Annotated in this window: 17 protein-coding genes; 3 read left to right on the top strand and 14 right to left on the bottom strand. The window is 66.9% G+C overall.

The window, feature by feature from the left end; genetic code table 11:
- Positions 1-82 precede the first annotated feature (82 nt).
- Positions 83-733: a histidine phosphatase family protein gene (locus G015_RS0108645; protein ID WP_018137850.1), complete on the bottom strand. Its 651-nt coding sequence runs from the start codon at positions 731-733 to the stop codon at positions 83-85.
- Positions 734-824: 91 nt separating this feature from the next.
- Positions 825-1,418 carry a histidine phosphatase family protein gene (locus G015_RS0108640; RefSeq protein ID WP_018137849.1) on the bottom strand — a complete coding sequence of 198 codons (594 nt, stop codon included), beginning with the start codon at positions 1,416-1,418 and terminating at the stop codon, positions 825-827.
- Positions 1,419-1,561: 143 nt separating this feature from the next.
- Here G015_RS0108640 and G015_RS0108635 point away from each other — a divergent pair, with 143 nt between their 5' ends.
- Entirely contained in the window at positions 1,562-2,410 is an 849-nt protein-coding gene (locus tag G015_RS0108635) for a proteasome-type protease (RefSeq protein ID WP_018137848.1), read from the top strand.
- Between the two features lie 97 nt (positions 2,411-2,507).
- Here G015_RS0108635 and G015_RS0108630 read toward each other — a convergent pair whose 3' ends face one another.
- The gene (locus G015_RS0108630) at positions 2,508-3,455 is read right to left on the bottom strand and encodes an alpha-E domain-containing protein (RefSeq protein WP_020146482.1); all 948 of its coding nucleotides are present in this window, start codon (positions 3,453-3,455) and stop codon (positions 2,508-2,510) included.
- A 1-nt stretch (position 3,456) separates the two neighbouring features.
- Positions 3,457-4,905 (bottom strand): circularly permuted type 2 ATP-grasp protein, encoded by a 1,449-nt coding sequence (locus G015_RS0108625; protein ID WP_012983050.1) that lies wholly within the window; start codon positions 4,903-4,905, stop codon positions 3,457-3,459.
- 122 nt (positions 4,906-5,027) lie between these two features.
- Here G015_RS0108625 and G015_RS0108620 point away from each other — a divergent pair, with 122 nt between their 5' ends.
- Entirely contained in the window at positions 5,028-5,312 is a 285-nt protein-coding gene (locus tag G015_RS0108620; protein ID WP_012983051.1) for a hypothetical protein, read from the top strand.
- A 103-nt stretch (positions 5,313-5,415) separates the two neighbouring features.
- Here G015_RS0108620 and G015_RS0108615 read toward each other — a convergent pair whose 3' ends face one another.
- From G015_RS0108615 to msrP, 6 genes are all read right to left on the bottom strand, one after another.
- Complete coding sequence (locus G015_RS0108615) at positions 5,416-5,961, bottom strand: phosphatidylglycerophosphatase A (protein WP_012983052.1); 546 nt, start codon at positions 5,959-5,961, stop codon at positions 5,416-5,418.
- A gap of 40 nt (positions 5,962-6,001) precedes the next feature.
- Positions 6,002-6,976, bottom strand: coding sequence for a thiamine-phosphate kinase (thiL, locus tag G015_RS0108610; RefSeq protein ID WP_012983053.1), 975 nt, complete (start codon positions 6,974-6,976; stop codon positions 6,002-6,004).
- A gap of 22 nt (positions 6,977-6,998) precedes the next feature.
- Positions 6,999-7,562 carry a transcription antitermination factor NusB gene (gene nusB / locus G015_RS0108605; protein ID WP_012983054.1) on the bottom strand — a complete coding sequence of 188 codons (564 nt, stop codon included), beginning with the start codon at positions 7,560-7,562 and terminating at the stop codon, positions 6,999-7,001.
- A 266-nt stretch (positions 7,563-7,828) separates the two neighbouring features.
- Complete coding sequence (gene ribE / locus G015_RS0108600; protein WP_012983055.1) at positions 7,829-8,314, bottom strand: 6,7-dimethyl-8-ribityllumazine synthase; 486 nt, start codon at positions 8,312-8,314, stop codon at positions 7,829-7,831.
- Between the two features lie 97 nt (positions 8,315-8,411).
- Positions 8,412-9,005, bottom strand: a complete 594-nt coding sequence (locus G015_RS0108595; protein ID WP_020146480.1) for a sulfite oxidase heme-binding subunit YedZ — start codon at positions 9,003-9,005, stop codon at positions 8,412-8,414.
- Positions 9,006-9,069: 64 nt separating this feature from the next.
- On the bottom strand, positions 9,070-10,041 hold the full coding sequence (msrP, locus tag G015_RS0108590; protein ID WP_012983057.1) for a protein-methionine-sulfoxide reductase catalytic subunit MsrP: 972 nt from the start codon (positions 10,039-10,041) through the stop codon (positions 9,070-9,072).
- Between the two features lie 289 nt (positions 10,042-10,330).
- Here msrP and G015_RS0108585 point away from each other — a divergent pair, with 289 nt between their 5' ends.
- On the top strand, positions 10,331-10,531 hold the full coding sequence (locus G015_RS0108585) for a PA3496 family putative envelope integrity protein (RefSeq protein WP_012983058.1): 201 nt from the start codon (positions 10,331-10,333) through the stop codon (positions 10,529-10,531).
- 126 nt (positions 10,532-10,657) lie between these two features.
- Here the strand turns inward: G015_RS0108585 and G015_RS0108580 are convergent, their stop codons facing one another.
- The 4 genes from G015_RS0108580 to G015_RS0108565 form a co-directional block, all read right to left on the bottom strand.
- Complete coding sequence (locus G015_RS0108580; protein WP_012983059.1) at positions 10,658-11,212, bottom strand: transposase; 555 nt, start codon at positions 11,210-11,212, stop codon at positions 10,658-10,660.
- A gap of 158 nt (positions 11,213-11,370) precedes the next feature.
- Entirely contained in the window at positions 11,371-12,516 is a 1,146-nt protein-coding gene (locus tag G015_RS0108575; RefSeq protein WP_020146479.1) for a lipocalin-like domain-containing protein, read from the bottom strand.
- Between the two features lie 140 nt (positions 12,517-12,656).
- On the bottom strand, positions 12,657-15,197 hold the full coding sequence (locus G015_RS0108570) for an FtsX-like permease family protein (protein ID WP_012983061.1): 2,541 nt from the start codon (positions 15,195-15,197) through the stop codon (positions 12,657-12,659).
- Positions 15,194-15,922 (bottom strand): ABC transporter ATP-binding protein, encoded by a 729-nt coding sequence (locus G015_RS0108565; RefSeq protein WP_012983062.1) that lies wholly within the window; start codon positions 15,920-15,922, stop codon positions 15,194-15,196. Before G015_RS0108565 ends, G015_RS0108570 begins: the two co-directional genes overlap by 4 nt.
- Between the last annotated feature and the right edge of the window lie 3 nt (positions 15,923-15,925).

The raw sequence follows: 15,925 nt of genomic DNA, 5'->3' as shown, positions 1-15,925 counted from the left end.
GGCAGACCAACACCCCTGCAAGGACGCATGCGGATTCTCCCCAAAACGGCCATTGTACCCGGGGACCGCCCAGGTGACGTCGCTAGCGCGGATCGGATGCCTCGCGTTCGGGAGTCCCGGGGACGGGTGCGATACGGTCGGCATCGGGCTCGGGGAAGTCACTCGGGGCGAGCACCCCGAGGAGCTTGGGGCCGTCGTGTGCGGGCACGAAGATCGCCAGTTCGGCCTCCTGGATTTCCAGATCCACCGCCTGGCGCAGGTTCAGGTCGTGGCCCACGACCACGATGTTGGAAGACGGATCCTCCGGGGGCGTATGGAGGTGGCGCGCAAGGCCATCGATCAGATGGGCACGGCGGTCCTCGTCCCGCACCCAGGGGAGATTGAAGAGGTCATAGCGGATCTCGTATTCCTCGAAGGCCAGCGAGGCGGTCTCCCAGTTTCGGCAGAAGGGACTGGTCAACACTTGCTCGACCGGGATCTCCAGCGCGCGGAAGCCGTCACCCACCCGCCGCGAGTGATTGCGCCCAAGGGTGCTGAGATTGCGCTGCCCCGCGCAGTCATCCATGTCGCTGATGTCGTAGTCATCGTGCGAGCGGTCGGTCTCCGCATGGCGCCAGAAGACGACCAGCCCGCCGCCCTGCAGGCGTTCGATCAATTGTTCCGCACTCAGCTCATCAGCCCCAAGCCCCAAGGGGACGAGGCCGATCAGCAGCGCCCCAAAGAACCCGAACATCCGCCTCGCCATCGCCTCTGCTCCCCATGCTTCGTCTATCCAATACTTAATGCGTAGACGAAATATCGAGGGCGCGCCCGGGCGGACCGGCTCAGAAGTCGTCGGGCGTCAGCACCCCCAATAGCCGCGGGCGTTCCTCTCCGGGTTCGAACACCGCGATCTCGCCCTCGTCGATCTGCACCCGGGCCGCCCGCTGCAGGTTGATATTGTGCCCCACGATTACGACGTTCTGGTCGGCATCTTCGGGGGGTGTATTCAGATAACGCTGCAAGGCGCGAACCAGCTCGTCCTGACGCCCGCGATCGCGTACCGGCGGCACGTTGAACAGATCCTCGCGGATCTCGTAGGCGCCCTCGCCAAAAGCGATCCGGGCGCTATCCACGTTGCGGCAGAACGCCGAACTCAGGATCGACTCGACCGGAATGGCGTGACGCTCGAAACCCTCGCCTACCTTGCGCGCCTCGTCCTTGCCCTGATCATTGAGGTTGCGCTGCAGCTCGCAGCGGGACATGTCCGACAGGTCGCGGTCACGCTGGCTGCGGTCGGTCGCCGCGTGGCGCCAGTAGATCACCAGCCCACCCTCCTGCATGCGCTCGATCAGCGCCTCGGGAGCCAACTCGGCATCGGCGTGGCCCACCGCCGGTACGAGAAGAGTCGCAATCAGAATAAAAGCCATGCGCCACATGCGTTATGCCCTCACGTTTCCCACCCGACATCCAGTCGGTTCAGACCAACCGTACCACCCGAGGTTCGCCATACCCGATCGTTGACGCCCCCCCATCTCGGCCCTAGTATTCCGTTCTCCCCAGCCCGGAATCCCGCTCCCGCATGACCTACTGTGTCGCCATCGATCTGGACGACGGCCTCGTGTTCGCCTCCGACTCGCGTACCAATGCCGGTGTCGACCAGGTCAGCACCTACAGCAAGATGCACACCTTCGAGGTCGAGGGTCAGCGCATGTTTGTCGTGCTGACCGCCGGCAACCTGGCCACCACGCAGGCCGTGGTGCACCGGCTCAAGCGCGACATGGAGGACAACGCCGAGGAGAGCCTGGCGACCGTGGAGCGCATGTCGGACGCCGCCGAGTACCTGGGGCGCCTGAATCGCGAGGAGACCGAGAAACACTCGGAGGCCCTGTCCCGTTCCGGCATGCAGGCCGAGGCAACGATGATCATCGGCGGCCAGATCGGGGAGGCCCCCCCTGGCGTCTACCTGATCTACCCCCAGGGTAACTACATCACCACGTCGCAGCAGACGCGGTTCCTGCAGATCGGCGAGAGCAAGTACGGCAAACCGATCCTGGATCGCATCATCGAGCACGACACTGGGCTCGGCGATGCGGCCCGCTGTGCGCTGGTGTCGATCGATTCCACCATCCGCTCCAACCTGACCGTCGGGCCGCCGATCGAGGTCCTCGTCTACGAGCGCGGCACCCTCGACTTCGACCACTACCTGTGCATGGAGGCCGACGACGAATACCTGCGTTCCCTCACTCAGGCCTGGGACGAAAACATCAAGCGGGCCTTTACCGACCTCCCCCGCTTCGACTGGGAAGGCACGCACGGGCGCAAGCAGCGCGGGACGCGGGTCAGCCGTGGATCCAGCAAAACCACCGGCGGCAGCAAGGCCGGCACCACCAAGGCAAGCACCAGCAAGCCCAAAAAGCCCCGCCGCTGACCACGGCGCCGTAGGAGCCGGCTTGCCGGCGAAGCCCCTGCCCGTGCCGAACGCTGGCAGGGGCGTTCGCTTGCAAGCAAGCTCCCAGAGGGGCGGGTTACGCGGCTTGTGCAGGGGCGGCCAGGAACCAGGTCTCGGCATTGGCGCCGTGGATATCCGCGATGTCCTGCTGCAGGCGGTCGACAAAGTCGTGCAGACCGTCTTCGGCCAGCAGTTCGTCCACGTTGGCGTTCATTGCATGGCGCCGGGCCTGGATGACCAGCCGTAGTGGAACTTCGTTGTTCGGCAGGCTTTCCAGCGCATCCTGCACCTGCGTCAGGGCGTGGGTGACCGAACGCGGAAAGGCGCTGTCCTGCAACAGAAAGCGCACGACATCCACGCCATTGATCCGCCGCTTCACGTGCTGGCGGTACATCTGAAAGCCACTCTCGGAACGCAGGATGCTGGTCCACAGCAGGCCCTCATAGGGCTCCGGGTCGTCGTGGTCCTTCTTCAGGAGCTTCAGCGCGCCGACATCCACCTGACGCGTGCCCATGTCCGCGCGTTCCAGATTGCGCCCGAGGCGGATGAAGTCATAGGCGGCGTCGTGACTCATCGTCCCCGCCAGCAGCCCGGTCAGGGTCTGGCAGCGCTGAACGATGCTCGACAGGAATTCGAAGCGACCGCGCTTACCGATGCCCTGGTCGATCTCGTCACGCGCAAACAGGTAGAGCTCGTTCATCACCTCCCAGGCCTCGGATGGCACCAGGTCCCGGGTGGTCCGCACGTTCTCGCGCGCCGAGCGCAGGGAGTTGAGCACCGAGCTGGGGTTGTCGGCATCGGCCAGCAGGAACTTCACGCAATTGCGCTCGTCCTCGCGCTGGTAGTGGTTGTCGAACAGCTCGTCGTTCCCGGTCACCTCGACCAGGCCCTTCCAGGAGAGCTGTACCGACTTCGGCATGTCCAGCGCCAGCAGATGGAAGGCCGTGACCATGCGCGCGGTGTTCTCCGCCCGCTCGACATAACGCGCCATCCAGTACACGCGTTCCGCGACTCTCGAGAGCATCTTAGTTCTCCTCGTCCACGATCCAGGTGTCTTTACTGCCCCCGCCCTGCGAGGAATTCACCACCAATGAGCCCTTGCGCATCGCCACGCGGGTCAGCCCGCCCGCGGTCACGTCCGTGCGCACGCCCTGCAGGATGAAGGGCCGCAGATCCAGGTGGCGCGGCTCGATATCGTCGCCGCACAGCGTCGGCGCGACGGACAGGTCCAGGGTTGGCTGCGCGATGTAGTTGCGCGGGTCCTTCTGGATCAGCTGGGCGAACTCCGCGCGCTGCTTCTTGGTGGCGTGCGGGCCGACCAGCATCCCGTAGCCCCCGGACTCGTTGGCCGGCTTCACCACCAGCTCGTCCAGGTGATCGAGCACGTACTCGCGGTCCTTGTCGTCCACGCACAGGTAGGTCGGCACATTGGGCAGGATCGGCTCCTCGTCGAGGTAGTAGCGGATCACCTCGGGTACAAAGGCGTACATCACCTTGTCGTCGGCGACCCCGGCCCCGGGGGCATTGGCGAGCCCGACATTGCCCTTGCGCCAGGCGCGCATCAGGCCGGGCACGCCGAGCATCGAGTCCGGATTGAACACCTCCGGATCGATGAACTCGTCGTCGATCCGGCGGTAGATCACGTCCACCCGTTCCAGACCGTCGATGGTGCGCATGTACACGCAGTCGTCATCACCGACCACCAGGTCCGCGCCCTCGACCAGTTCGGCCCCCATGCGCTGGGCCAGGAACGAGTGCTCGAAATAGGCCGAGTTGTAGATCCCCGGGGTCAGTACCGCGATCTCCGGGTAGTCCTGTGGGCGGGGCGAGATCGAGGCCAGCATGTCGAACAGCTGGGTCGGGTACTCGTCCACCGGGAGGATGCTCGAGTTCTCGAACAGCTCCGGGAACACGCGCTTGGTCACCTGCCGATTTTCCAGCATGTAGGAGACGCCAGAGGGCACACGCAGGTTGTCCTCCAGCACGTAGAAGTCGCCCTTGCCGTCGCGTACCAGGTCGGTGCCGCAGATGTGCGCCCAGACGCCGTGCGGTGGGGTGATCCCCACGCACTGCTCGCGGAAGTTCTTCGACTGTTTCAGTACGTAGCGCGGGATGATCTTGTCTTTGAAGATCTGCTGCTTGTTGTAGATATCGTTGATGAACATGTTGAGCGCCGTCAGGCGCTGCTCCAGCCCCTCCGACACCCGCTCCCATTCGGCTTTGGTGATCACCCGCGGGATGATGTCGAACGGCCAGGCGCGGTCGATGTTCTCGCCTTCGGTGTAGACCGTGAAGCTGATACCCATTTCCAGGATCGCGCTGTCGGCCGCGGCCTTGCGGCTCTGGATCTCGGCGTCGTCCAGGCTGCTGAGGTAATCGGTCAGGGGTTTCGCCGGCTTGCGCGGCTTGCCAGGCTTGGCAATCAGTTCATCAAAGAAGGGCTTGGGGTCGTATTGCTTCCAGTCAATCGCCATACGTCGGGTCCTCTGACGCGGGGAACGGTTTGCACTACAGTAGCGCCTTTTCCGGCACCACGGGCAATAGCCGAAATGGGGTGGTGTACGTTTTTCGTCCCCCTGACCCGCCAGAGGTTCCCATGAGCGACACCCTCGAACAGCGCCTGATCGCGCTCTACGAGCATCCGAAGATCCAGGGCTGCAACTGGCAGCCGCGTCTTTTCTGGTATCCGGCCACCGATGGCGGACCCTATGGAGAGCTACGCGTGGACGGCCGCGAGCTGGAGGTGTTTCTTGCCACGATTCTGGGCGAGGCGTCGACCGAACGCGCCGGTCTGGACACGGAACAGGGGGGCCGCGGGACCTTCATCGCGGCCAATGCGCGGCGCCATGAACTGCCTCTTTTCACCCGGAATCAGGGATGATGGGATTCGCGTTGCTCATCCCATCCTACGGCGCGCCACCAACCTCGTAGGATGGGATGAGCAACGCGAATCCCATCAAAGGGCTTTATCAACCGAAAGCCGGCTACTGCACGAAGAACTGCTGGAACAGCGCCGCGAGAATCACCAGCGCAAACCCGGCGTAGAGCCCCGCGACCACGTCATCCATCATGATCCCGTGCCCGTCCTTCCACTTGGCGTCAAAGTAGTTGGCCGGCCACGGCTTGAGGATGTCGAACAGCCGGAACAGCAGGAAGCCGATCACGATCCAGACGAGCCCCGCAGGTGCGAACGCCAGGGTAATCAGCATGCCCGCCCATTCGTCCCAGACGATCCCGGGATGGTCGTGCACGCCCAGACGGCGTGCGCTCTCCCCGCAGATGTGGAACCCGGCCATCACCACGAGCACGGTGACGGCCAGATAGGCCCACTCCGGGAAGTTCATGATCGCGAAGTAGAGCACCAGCGCCCCGAGCGATCCGGTGGTCCCCGGTGCCCAGCGCGACAGGCCACTCCCGAACCCGAAGGCCAGCAGGTGGATCGGATCAGTGAACACCGTCTTCGCCGACGGCATCTTCGGCTTTGCGCTTTGGGCGGGCGCCGCACCGGCGCCGGTCTTCTTCCTGGCCATGACGTCCCTTGGCTTTGTTCTTTTGTTTTTGTGTTTCTGGCTAGCCCGCGAAATGATCGTGGCCCCGGCGCGCGACGTCCAGCCGCGCGCCATGGGCGTCCACCACCTCGATATCGCTGCCGCTGGTGAACTCGCCGATCACGGTCAGCGAGGTGCGCACGCTCAGGCTCAGCAGCTCCAGCGGCTCGGTGGGCGGTAAGGCAAACAGCAGTTCGTAGTCCTCGCCACCGGCGAGCACACAATCGCGAACCATTTCCTCGGGCTGCCCTTCCAGCAACGGATCGACCGGCAGCTGCGACCAGTCGACCCGGGCACCGCAGCCGCATGCCGCGGCCAGATGGCCGAGGTCCGCCAACAGCCCGTCCGAGATATCGATGACGGCGCGCGCCCGATTGCGCAAACCACGTCCCAGTGCCAGGCGCGCACTCGGCCAGAACAGGCGGGCGCAGTCCGGGGACTCCTCGTCCGGTGGCCGGCCCTGCGCCCGGCGCTGCTTCTCAAAGGCGAGGCCCGCGGCCGCCCCGCCCAGTGCGCCGCTGACTACCAGGCGGTCACCGGGGCGGGCACCGGCGCGCCGCAGGGCCTGCCCGGCCGGGACCTGACCCAGCACAGTCACGCTGATTGCCCCGGGGCCACGCGTCGTATCGCCACCGACCAGCGGAACCGAGGCCTGTTCGGCCAATGCCAGAAAGCCGCGGCTGAAGGCCGCCAGCCAGTCATGGTCGACGGAAGGCAGGGTCAGGGACAGGACCGCCCCAAGCGGATCGGCCCCCATCGCAGCAAGATCGCTCAGGTTGGCGGCCAGGGCCTTGTGCCCCAGGCTGGCCGGCGGGTGGTCGGGGAAGTAGTGCGTCCCCTCGACCATCGTATCCACGCTGACGACCAGCTCGTGGCCGGCCTGCACCCCAAGCAGCGCGGCGTCATCGCCAATGCCCAGGCGCACGTCCGGGCTGGTCCCGGCAGGTTCGGCAAAGTAGCGCCGGATCAGATCGAATTCGGAGTCGGGACCGGTCATGGCGAGAGGCGGCCCATCGGAATCAGCGTTGAACGGAACGCTCGGGGCCGCGCAGGTCGGCAGAGAGCCGATCCAGCACCCCGTTGATGTAGCGGTGCGACTGCTCGGCGCCGAAACGCTTGGCCAGGTCCACCGCCTCGTTGATCACTACGCGATAGGGCACATCGATGCGCTCGGCGAGCTCCCACTGGCCGAGCCACAGCAGGGCCCGCTCGACCGGGTCGAGCTGATCCAGCGGACGGCCCAGGTACGGCTCCATACGGGCATCCAGGGCCTCGCGGTTGCGTGTCACACCGATCAGGATCTCGCGGAAGTATTCGGCGTCGGCCTTGGCGTGTTCCTCGTCGTCGCGAAACTCGGCCAGGATGTCCTTGGGCTCGGCCGCCGTCATCTGCCAGGAATACAGGGCCTGCATGGCACGGCGGCGCGCAACCGAGCGTGCGTGGCGGGCACGCTGCTCGGGCGTACTGTGCGGGCGTTTGCCCCGCCCGCCCTGGCGCGGCTTCTTGCCCGCGGGCTGCGAAGGGTTATGGGATTCACTCACGGCGTGTACGGCACCCACCCGCTTAGGGAAACACTGATCCATGGACACGCTCGCGCTCGAGTCGCTTTTGCGTGCGAACAAGGCGCGGCGACTGCCGTGCAGTCATTCTGCACAAGGGAGCCGCAACGCTGTGCGCGCGCCCGTTTTTGATAACAACGGGCGGCCGAGCCCCTTCGGGGTTGGCACCCCAGGTTCCCCGATCCTGCGTTGCGGCACTTGCCGGTAGAGCCACTACCGGCTGCGCACCGCGCCTTGTCTCGGAAAACCTGGGGTGTCAACGCGAGTGTGTACATGGATCAGTGTTTCCCTTAGGAGTCGGCGCGCAGCTTGCACATCAGGCTGACCATCTCGATCGCGCCCATTGCGGCATCCGCGCCCTTGTTGCCGGCCTTGGTGCCGGCGCGTTCGATCGCCTGCTCGATCGAGTCGGTCGTCAGCACGCCGAAGCTGATCGGCAGGTCCTCGGTCATCTGCACCTGGGCCAGGCCCTTGGCGGCCTCGCCCGCGACATAGTCAAAGTGCGGGGTCGAGCCCCGGATCACGCAGCCCAGCGCGATCACCGCGTCATAACGGCCGGAGCGCGCCATCGCCTGCGCCGCCAGCGGCAGCTCGTAGGCGCCGGGCACGCGTGCGATGGTCAGGTTCTTCTCGGCGACGCCGTGGCGCTTCAGGGTGTCGACCGCGCCTTCCAGCAGGCGCTCGACGATCAGGCTGTTGAAGCGCGCCAGCAACAGGCCGTAGCGATGGTTGGCGGCATCCGTGAACTCGCCTTCCAGGGTCTCGATCTCGTGCATGATGTGGTTCCGGTCGGAATGGGGCGGACACGCGGCCCGCAAATCCTGCGTAGTGTAGCATCGCGGCGCGCCTAGGGAGACGCTTATGGACAGGGCCTCAGGAAGCGGTGGCGGCCCTGCGTGCCCGCACCCTTCGCGCCGAGATCCAGGAATGGACCGCCCGCCAGCCGAGCAGGAAGGCCAGGATCGCGGCGTACAGCGCGACCTCGCCATAGTCCGCCCGCGCCAGCCAGAGAAAATGCAGGATCGCCAGCACCCCGGCCACGTACACCCCGCGGTGCAGCCAGACCCATTTCTTGCGGAGCCAGCGCTGTGCCCCGTCGGTGGAGGTTACCGCCAGGGCGAGCAGGATCACCCAGGCGGCAAAGCCGACCATCACAAACGGCCGCTCGGTCAGGTCGTAGAGCACCAGCTCCCAGTCGAAGAACAGGTCCAGCCCCAGCCAGGTCAGGGCATGCGCGGTGACATAGCCGAACGCCACCAGCCCCAGCATCCGGCGCAGCCGGGTAATCCAGGCCAGCCCCGTCATCTGCCGCAGCGGGGTCACGGCCAGCGCGATCAGCAGCGCGATCATCGCGTGGGTGCCGGAGAGCGCCAGCAGCTGCTCGATGGGGTTCGCTCCCAGCCCGCCGAACCATCCGAGCGCGCGCAGGCCAATCCAGACCGCGGGCACGAGCGAGAGCAGCAGCACGCCCGTCCAGACGCCTCGCGGGGGCTGCCCTCTGCGGCGTTGAGTCGTCGCCACGCCGAACCCGTCAGAAATACTCGGTCAGGTCCATCCCCTCGTACATCGAGGCGACTTCATCCCCATACCCGTTGAACATCTCCGTGCGCCGACGGCGAAACTCGCCAATGCGCCGCTCGGTGCGCTGCGACCAGCGCGGGTGATCCACGTCCGGGTTCACGTTGCTGTAGAAGCCGTATTCATCGGGCTGCGCCTGATTCCACAGGGTCGGCGGCTCGTCCTCGACGAAGCGGATGTGCTTGATGGACTTGATGCTCTTGAAACCATACTTCCAGGGCACGACCAGACGGATCGGCGCCCCGTTCTGGTTCGGCAGCACCTCGTCGTACAGCCCTACGGCGAGGATCGTCAGCGGGTGCATCGCCTCGTCCATGCGCAGGCCCTCGGTATAAGGCCACTGCAGCCCGCCACTGCCGCGGCGTCGGCGCTGGCCGCGCAGGTTGTCCGGGTCGTAAATACTCTCGAAGGCCACATAGCGGGCATCGCCCCGGGGCTCGGCCTTGTCGATGATGCGGTTCAGCTCGAAGCCGATCCACGGGATCACCATCGACCAGCCCTCGACGCAGCGCATGCGGTAGATCCGCTCCTCCAGCGACCAGGGACTGATGAAGTCCTCCACCGCGTACTCACCCGGATTGTCGCACAGCCCGTCCACCTTGATGGTCCAGGGATCCGTCTTCAGCTGGTCGGCATAGGTCTTGGGATCGCCCTTGCCCGGCCCCATCTCGAAGAAGTTGTTGTAGCTGGTGATCTCCTCGTACGGCGTCTTCGACTCGTCGGTGGAGTAATCACTGGGCTCGAAGTCGAGCTCAAAGCCGCGCAAAGCAGCCGTCGCCGGGACCGCCATGCCCAGCCCGCTCAGGGCCAGACCGGCACCCAGCCCAACACCCGCGCGCAGGAATTCCCGCCGTCGCTGGTAGATTGCCTTCGGGGTAATTTCGCTGCGGGCGGGATCGGAACGCCGCCGCGTACGAATCAGCATGAACAACCTCGCATCTCGACCATTCGGGACCAACCGGACCGCCAGTCCATTCCCTGCAGGGCGGCACCGCAGGTGCCTGTCCAAGTGTCTCCTTCGGGATGGACCGGTAACCCGTCGCCAAGTTCGAAAACCCTGGCACTTTTGCCGCTGTCATGCTCCGACTGTGGACAATAAGGAAACGCGACAAGGCATAAGAATTTTCTGCTTGCGCGCGGCCGCCGCCGCTATATAAGGCTTTCCTGATGCCGCAGTACCGGGGTGGCCCGGCCGGCATACCTGGAGACCCCGCATGGACCTCAATCTCGATACCGGTTTCGACAGCACCGAAGACCTCACCGGCCTGTTCGAGAACCCGCTCGTCAACGACCGCGGCCCGAGCAAACACGCCGCCCGCCGTGCCCTCGAACGCATGATGGAAGAACGCGCCCTGCGCGCCCACCTGCAGGACGACTTCGACCTCGACCACGCCAGCGACCCACTGGACTGGTAGCCAAAAGAAGGGTGGCCCATATGGGCCACCCTGCGTTTATCAACGATGCGTTTCGCGGGGCTCAACGCATCCTACGAGGGGCGGCAGGGGTAGCCTCGTAGGATGCGATGAGCAAAGCGAATCGCATCAATCCCTGAATCTCCAATCCCTCTCCCCCAAAGGCCAATCCTCCATCTCGGGCACCCCGCCCCAGTCCGCCGGATACACCCCGGCCCGCACGAACCGGTGGAAGCTGGAATATGGCCAATCCGCCACGGCCCGAACCCAGCCGTGCTTGACCGGGTTGTAATGGATGTAATCGACGTGCCGCGCCCAATCCCGCTCGTCACGTATGCAACGTTCCCAGAACCGGCGCTGCCAGATGCCGCGCTCGCCTCGCTGAGCCCGGCTGTATGTTCGGGTTTCGATCGGCGCAATCGAACGCGAAAAGCGTGCCTTGATCAGTCGCCATCTCCGACTGAAATCGGTATCGCCCTCCGGCAACCGCCAGATGCAGTGCAGGTGCTCGGGCAGCACCACCATTGCGTCTATGACGAACGGGTGCCGTCGCCGTACCTCGCGAAATGCGTCCCTCAGGGCATCAATATGATCGGTCAGCAGGGTGGTGTTGCGACGCCAGGCGGCGTTCACGGTAAAAAAATACGTGCCGCCGGGCACGTATACGCGGCGATAGTCCGTCATCCATAGCCCCCTTCCCTGGGTTCATGGTCTTCAACGTTGTTGCGGAATGATGCGATTCGCTTCGCTCATCACATCCTACAGCTATCCCCTCCCCTTCGTAGGATGCGTTGAGCCCCGCGAAACGCATCAACGCAGGATGTGCCGCCCAAGCCCCCCGCCTACTCGTCGTCGTAGCCGGTCAGCTCCACGAAGCCGCGCCCAACGGGTTGCCCTTCGCTATCCAGGATGTCCACCGCGCCTTCCCAGTAGCGGATTACGGTATCCATCTCCTGGTCGTCGCGGATCGCACGCACGGTGAACTTGCGCGGGGCCGAGCCGTCCGGCGGCGCGATGCGCATCGCCCATTCCACTGGGTAGCGGTTGCCGGAGGGCTGCGTGGCCCAGCGCCGGGGCTCAAGTTCGACCTGGTCGGGTTCCAGCAATCGGTCGTCGGCATCCGCCGGCATCCAGCGGCCCTTGGACAGCGGGTGCGGCTCGCCGTCTTCCTTGCGCAGCTGGTAGTACATGACGTCCAGCCCGTCGTCGAACTGCAGCGCGAACCAGTCCCAGCCCACCTGATCCTCGGACAGCGCACTGGTGCTCCACTCGCGGTCCATCCAGGCCTGACCGGTGACCGCCAGGGGCCCGCGCTCCGCCCGCTCGACCTCACCGCTCACTTTGAGGCGGGGCATGGAGTAGTAATAGGAGGCATTGCCAGGCTCCGGACCCTTCTGGCTGAGCCCCGCCTCGCCCTGGAGCACCGGGCCGCGCAGGGGCTCCAGTTCCAGCGCCAGCCGGTAGTCGTCCACGCTGAAGTCCAGCGTCCAGCGGTCCCGGTCCAGATCCGCCAGCTGCCAGTCCTCGGCCCAGACCCGGCCGACCGGCTCCGTTGCCCCGGCCAGCCCCGCCCCGTCGCGCACGAAGCGCTCCTCGGAGGCGTGGTACCCGGCCTCGCGGTCGACCACCGCCGTATGCGCCATCCAGATATCCGGGCTGGCCCACGCCGAATCGTGCCAGTTGGCGTCCCCCGACAACTCCGGCGCCAGCCCGACGCGGAAGAAGGTGATGTGAAAGCCCAGCCGTTCGCCCTCCGGCCCATCGAGGTTGCCGGTCACATACCACCACTCGTTGCGAAACCCCGGGTGCGGCCCGTGGTCCCGCGGAAACTCGAATACCCGCGGCGCATCCGCGCGCCGGAACCCCTCCGTCTCCTCCCCGCCCAGGGCCTCGCCCACCCGCAGCCCCGACACCTCGGCCTCTCGCGCATCCGGCGGCTCCGCCCCGCCACAGGCCGCCAGCAATACCACGAGCCCAACCAGCACCAACAGGCGCAGTGCCTGGCATAAGAGCACCTGTGGGAGCGGGCTTGCCCGCGAAAGGACCTTGCCAGGGCCTGACGCGGGCAGGGGCTTCGCGGGCAAGCCCGCTCCCACAATGCCCACTCCCACAGCCTTCAACCCAACCATCACGGCACCTCCCGCAAAGCGGGCACCAGCCGCATGCGCGCCATGCGCCAGGCCGGGATCAGCGCCGCCAGCAGCGCCGCACCCACGCCCAGGGCAACGGTCTCGGCAATCTCGCGACCAGGCCAGCGCAGGTCCATGCCCCAGCCGAACGCCTCGCGGTTGATCACCTCGATCAGCAGCCAGCCCATGCCAAGACCCAGTGGTATCGCGGCCAGCGCGGCGAAAGCACCCAGCACCGCGCCCTGAAACACCACCAGTCCGCGCACCCCGCCGGGCAGAAGGCCCAGGCTGCGCAGCGTGGCGAATTCACGCGCGCGTTCCATCTGCAGGGCCATCAGCGCCCCGAGGATCGCGATGAACGCGACCAGCAGCGTGATCACCCGCAGCAGATGCGTGATCGCAAAGGTACGGTCGAAGATCGCCATCGACTCCTGCTCGATATCGCCGGGGCGCGTGACCATGGCCGCCATCTCGCGCTCGGCCAGCCAAGTCTCCAAGCGCTCGATCACCGCGTCGGCATCCGCGCCCTCGGGCAGGCGCAGTCCAAACGACCCCACCTCCTCGGCGCCGGGCGTGCCCGCGTAGAACCGGTCGCCCAGCATCAGCACCGTGCCCTGCGGACTGCCGTAATCGCGATACACGCCCGCCACCTCGAACACCCGCCGCCCCTCATCCACGCGGATCTCCAGCCGGTCGCCCACACCCACGTCGTGATGGGCCGCAAAGGGCTCGGTGACCAGTACCGCATCGGTCTCTCGCAGGCGCCGGTCGAGTGCTTCGCCCGTGGCCTCGGCCTCCAGCAGCGGCAGGTACTCCAGCCAGACCGGGTGCGGCTCGACCACGTAGAGATCGATCATCCCGACATCGCTCGGCGTGTCCTGGCTGGAGCCGGTGCTGACCGACTCCGCCTCCGCGATCCGGGCGAGCGTCTCCCCCCAGTCCGCGGGGAGGCGCGCCCCACTGCGCGCCGCGGCCGGCGCCACCGGCACCACGTACACATCCGAGGTAAGCGCCTGCCCCAGCCACTGCTCCACGCTGTCGCGGAAGCTCCCGACCATCACCGACACGCTGATCGCGGCCGCCAGGGCCAGCGTCAGCGCGGAGGTCGCCGGTGCGCTGCGCGACAGGCTCCGCTCGAGACTGCGCACCCCGATGCGCGGGAGCGTCTGCCCGCGACCGAGCCGCGCCAGACCGCGCAGGACTCCGGCCAGCACCAGCGGGAGCAGCAGCACAAAGCCAGTGATCAGCAGGAACAGCGCGACAAAGCTGCCCACCAGCCCTCCGGCCCCGAGCAGCAGCATCACGCCACCCGCCGCGAGCAGAACGACCGCCGCCACGGCCAGCCCGCGCAGGCCCCGGCGCGCCCGGCGTTCCAGCCGCCCGCGTCCAAGGCTGCCGGGGCTGGCCGCCCGTGCCGCCTCCCAGGCCGGGGCCAGCGCCGCCAGCAGCGACAGCCCTACCCCCAGCGCGATTACCACCAGCAGCGCCAGCGGGCGCGGCGTCACCTCCGTCACCGCCACCACAAAGAAATGATCCGTCACCGTCTGCGCGACCTGGCCGACCAGCACCTGCGCCAGACCGATCCCGACCAGCACCCCCAGCAGCGTGCCGATCACACCGACCAGCAAGGCCTCCAGCATCACCACGCCGAACAGCGCCCGCCGACCGGCCCCCACCAGGCGCAGACTCGCCAGCACCTCGCGTCGGCGCAGCACCGCAAAGGTCTGGGTGTTGTAGATCAGGAAGGCTGCAATCAGCAGCGCCAGCAGGCTCATCGCCGTCAGGTTGATGCGGAAGGCCTGCGCCAGCTCGCGCGAGGCCTGGTCGCGCGCCGCCACTGGCACGAGTTCCAGACCATTCGGCAATCGCTCCGCGAAGGCGCCGATGTCGGCGTCATCGAGGCGTACGTCGACACGATCGAGCCGTCCCGGCCGGCCGAGCAACGTCTGTGCGGTGGCGATATCCGTGACCCACAGCGAGCCACCCTCGTCGTCTGACTCGGCCGCCGGTTCGTCACGCTCCGCCTCGCGTTCGAGCAGCGTGACCTCGAAGCGCCCGGCGGCGGTCTCGAGCGCCAGGCGGTCCTCATGCGCCATCCCGGAGCCCAACCACCAGCCACTCGGCGGCAGGATCGTGCCCGGCTCGGTCACCAGCCGCTGCACCGGGGCATCCCCGATATCCGAGGCCGCCCCGCGGAACGGGCCCTCGGCCAGCGGATCGACGCCCAGCACATAGATCGTGCGCCCGTCCGGCAGCCGCGCGGGTCCCTCCACGATCGGCGCGGTATCGCGCCAGCCGGCCAGCCGCAGATCACGGTAATGTGTCTCGTCGAAACCCCGGGCCGGCCCCAGAATCTGGTGCGTGGCCGTGCCCGCCACCTCGTCCATCGAACGGTCGAACGCGCGCTGCGCCGACTGGTTGGCCAGATCCACCGCCAGCACCACGGCCACGGCGATCACCACGCCCACCAGCGTCAGCAGCCGCTGCAGCGGGCGCCTGCGCCAGTCGCGCAGCCAGGCCTTTACCAGCAGCGAGCTCACGTCGCCGAGGCTTCCGCGGCGAGATCCTGCAGGTGGCCGTCCTGCATGCGCAGCACCCGGTCCAGACGCCCGGCCAGGTCATCGCTATGCGTAACCAGCAACAGCGCGCAGCCGGTCGCGCGCACCTGTTCCAGCAGCAGGCCGAACACCGCCTCGCCGGTGCGCGAGTCGAGGTTGCCGGTCGGCTCGTCGGCCAGGATCAGCGCCGGCCGGTGCACCAGCGCCCGTGCGATCGCCACGCGCTGCTGCTCGCCGCCGGATAGCTGCTCCGGTTCGCGCCCGCCCTTGTCCGCGAGCCCCACGGCTGCCAGCTGCGCCGCAGCCCGCTCACGGCGCTGAGCGGCATCCAGATCCGTCGCCAGCTCCAGCGGCAGCATCACGTTCTCCAGCGCCGTGAGCGTCGGGATCAGATGAAACGACTGAAACACGATCCCAACCTGCGCTCGGCGCAGCCGCGTACGCGCCGCCTCGTCCAGCCCCGCCAGCGCCTGACCGGCCAGTTCCACCGTGCCGGTGTCGGCCGGCTCCAGCCCGGCCGCCAGGTGCAACAGCGTGGATTTGCCGGTGCCACTCTCGCCGACGATCGCCACGCGCTCGCCGGGTGCCAGCGCCAGCTCCACGTCATGCAGCACGCGACCCTCGCCGGGGTAGCCGAAGGCCACTCCACTCATGGCGAGCACCGGGCTGCCGAGCGGTCGCTGGGGATGCATCGTCTGATCCTGCATCGG

It is taken from the genome of Thioalkalivibrio sp. ALJ15, from assembly GCF_000383695.1.
Taxonomy (GTDB): domain Bacteria; phylum Pseudomonadota; class Gammaproteobacteria; order Ectothiorhodospirales; family Ectothiorhodospiraceae; genus Thioalkalivibrio.
The sequence above is the reverse complement of the archived record's forward strand: the minus strand, read 5'-3'. Positions and strand labels throughout refer to the sequence as shown.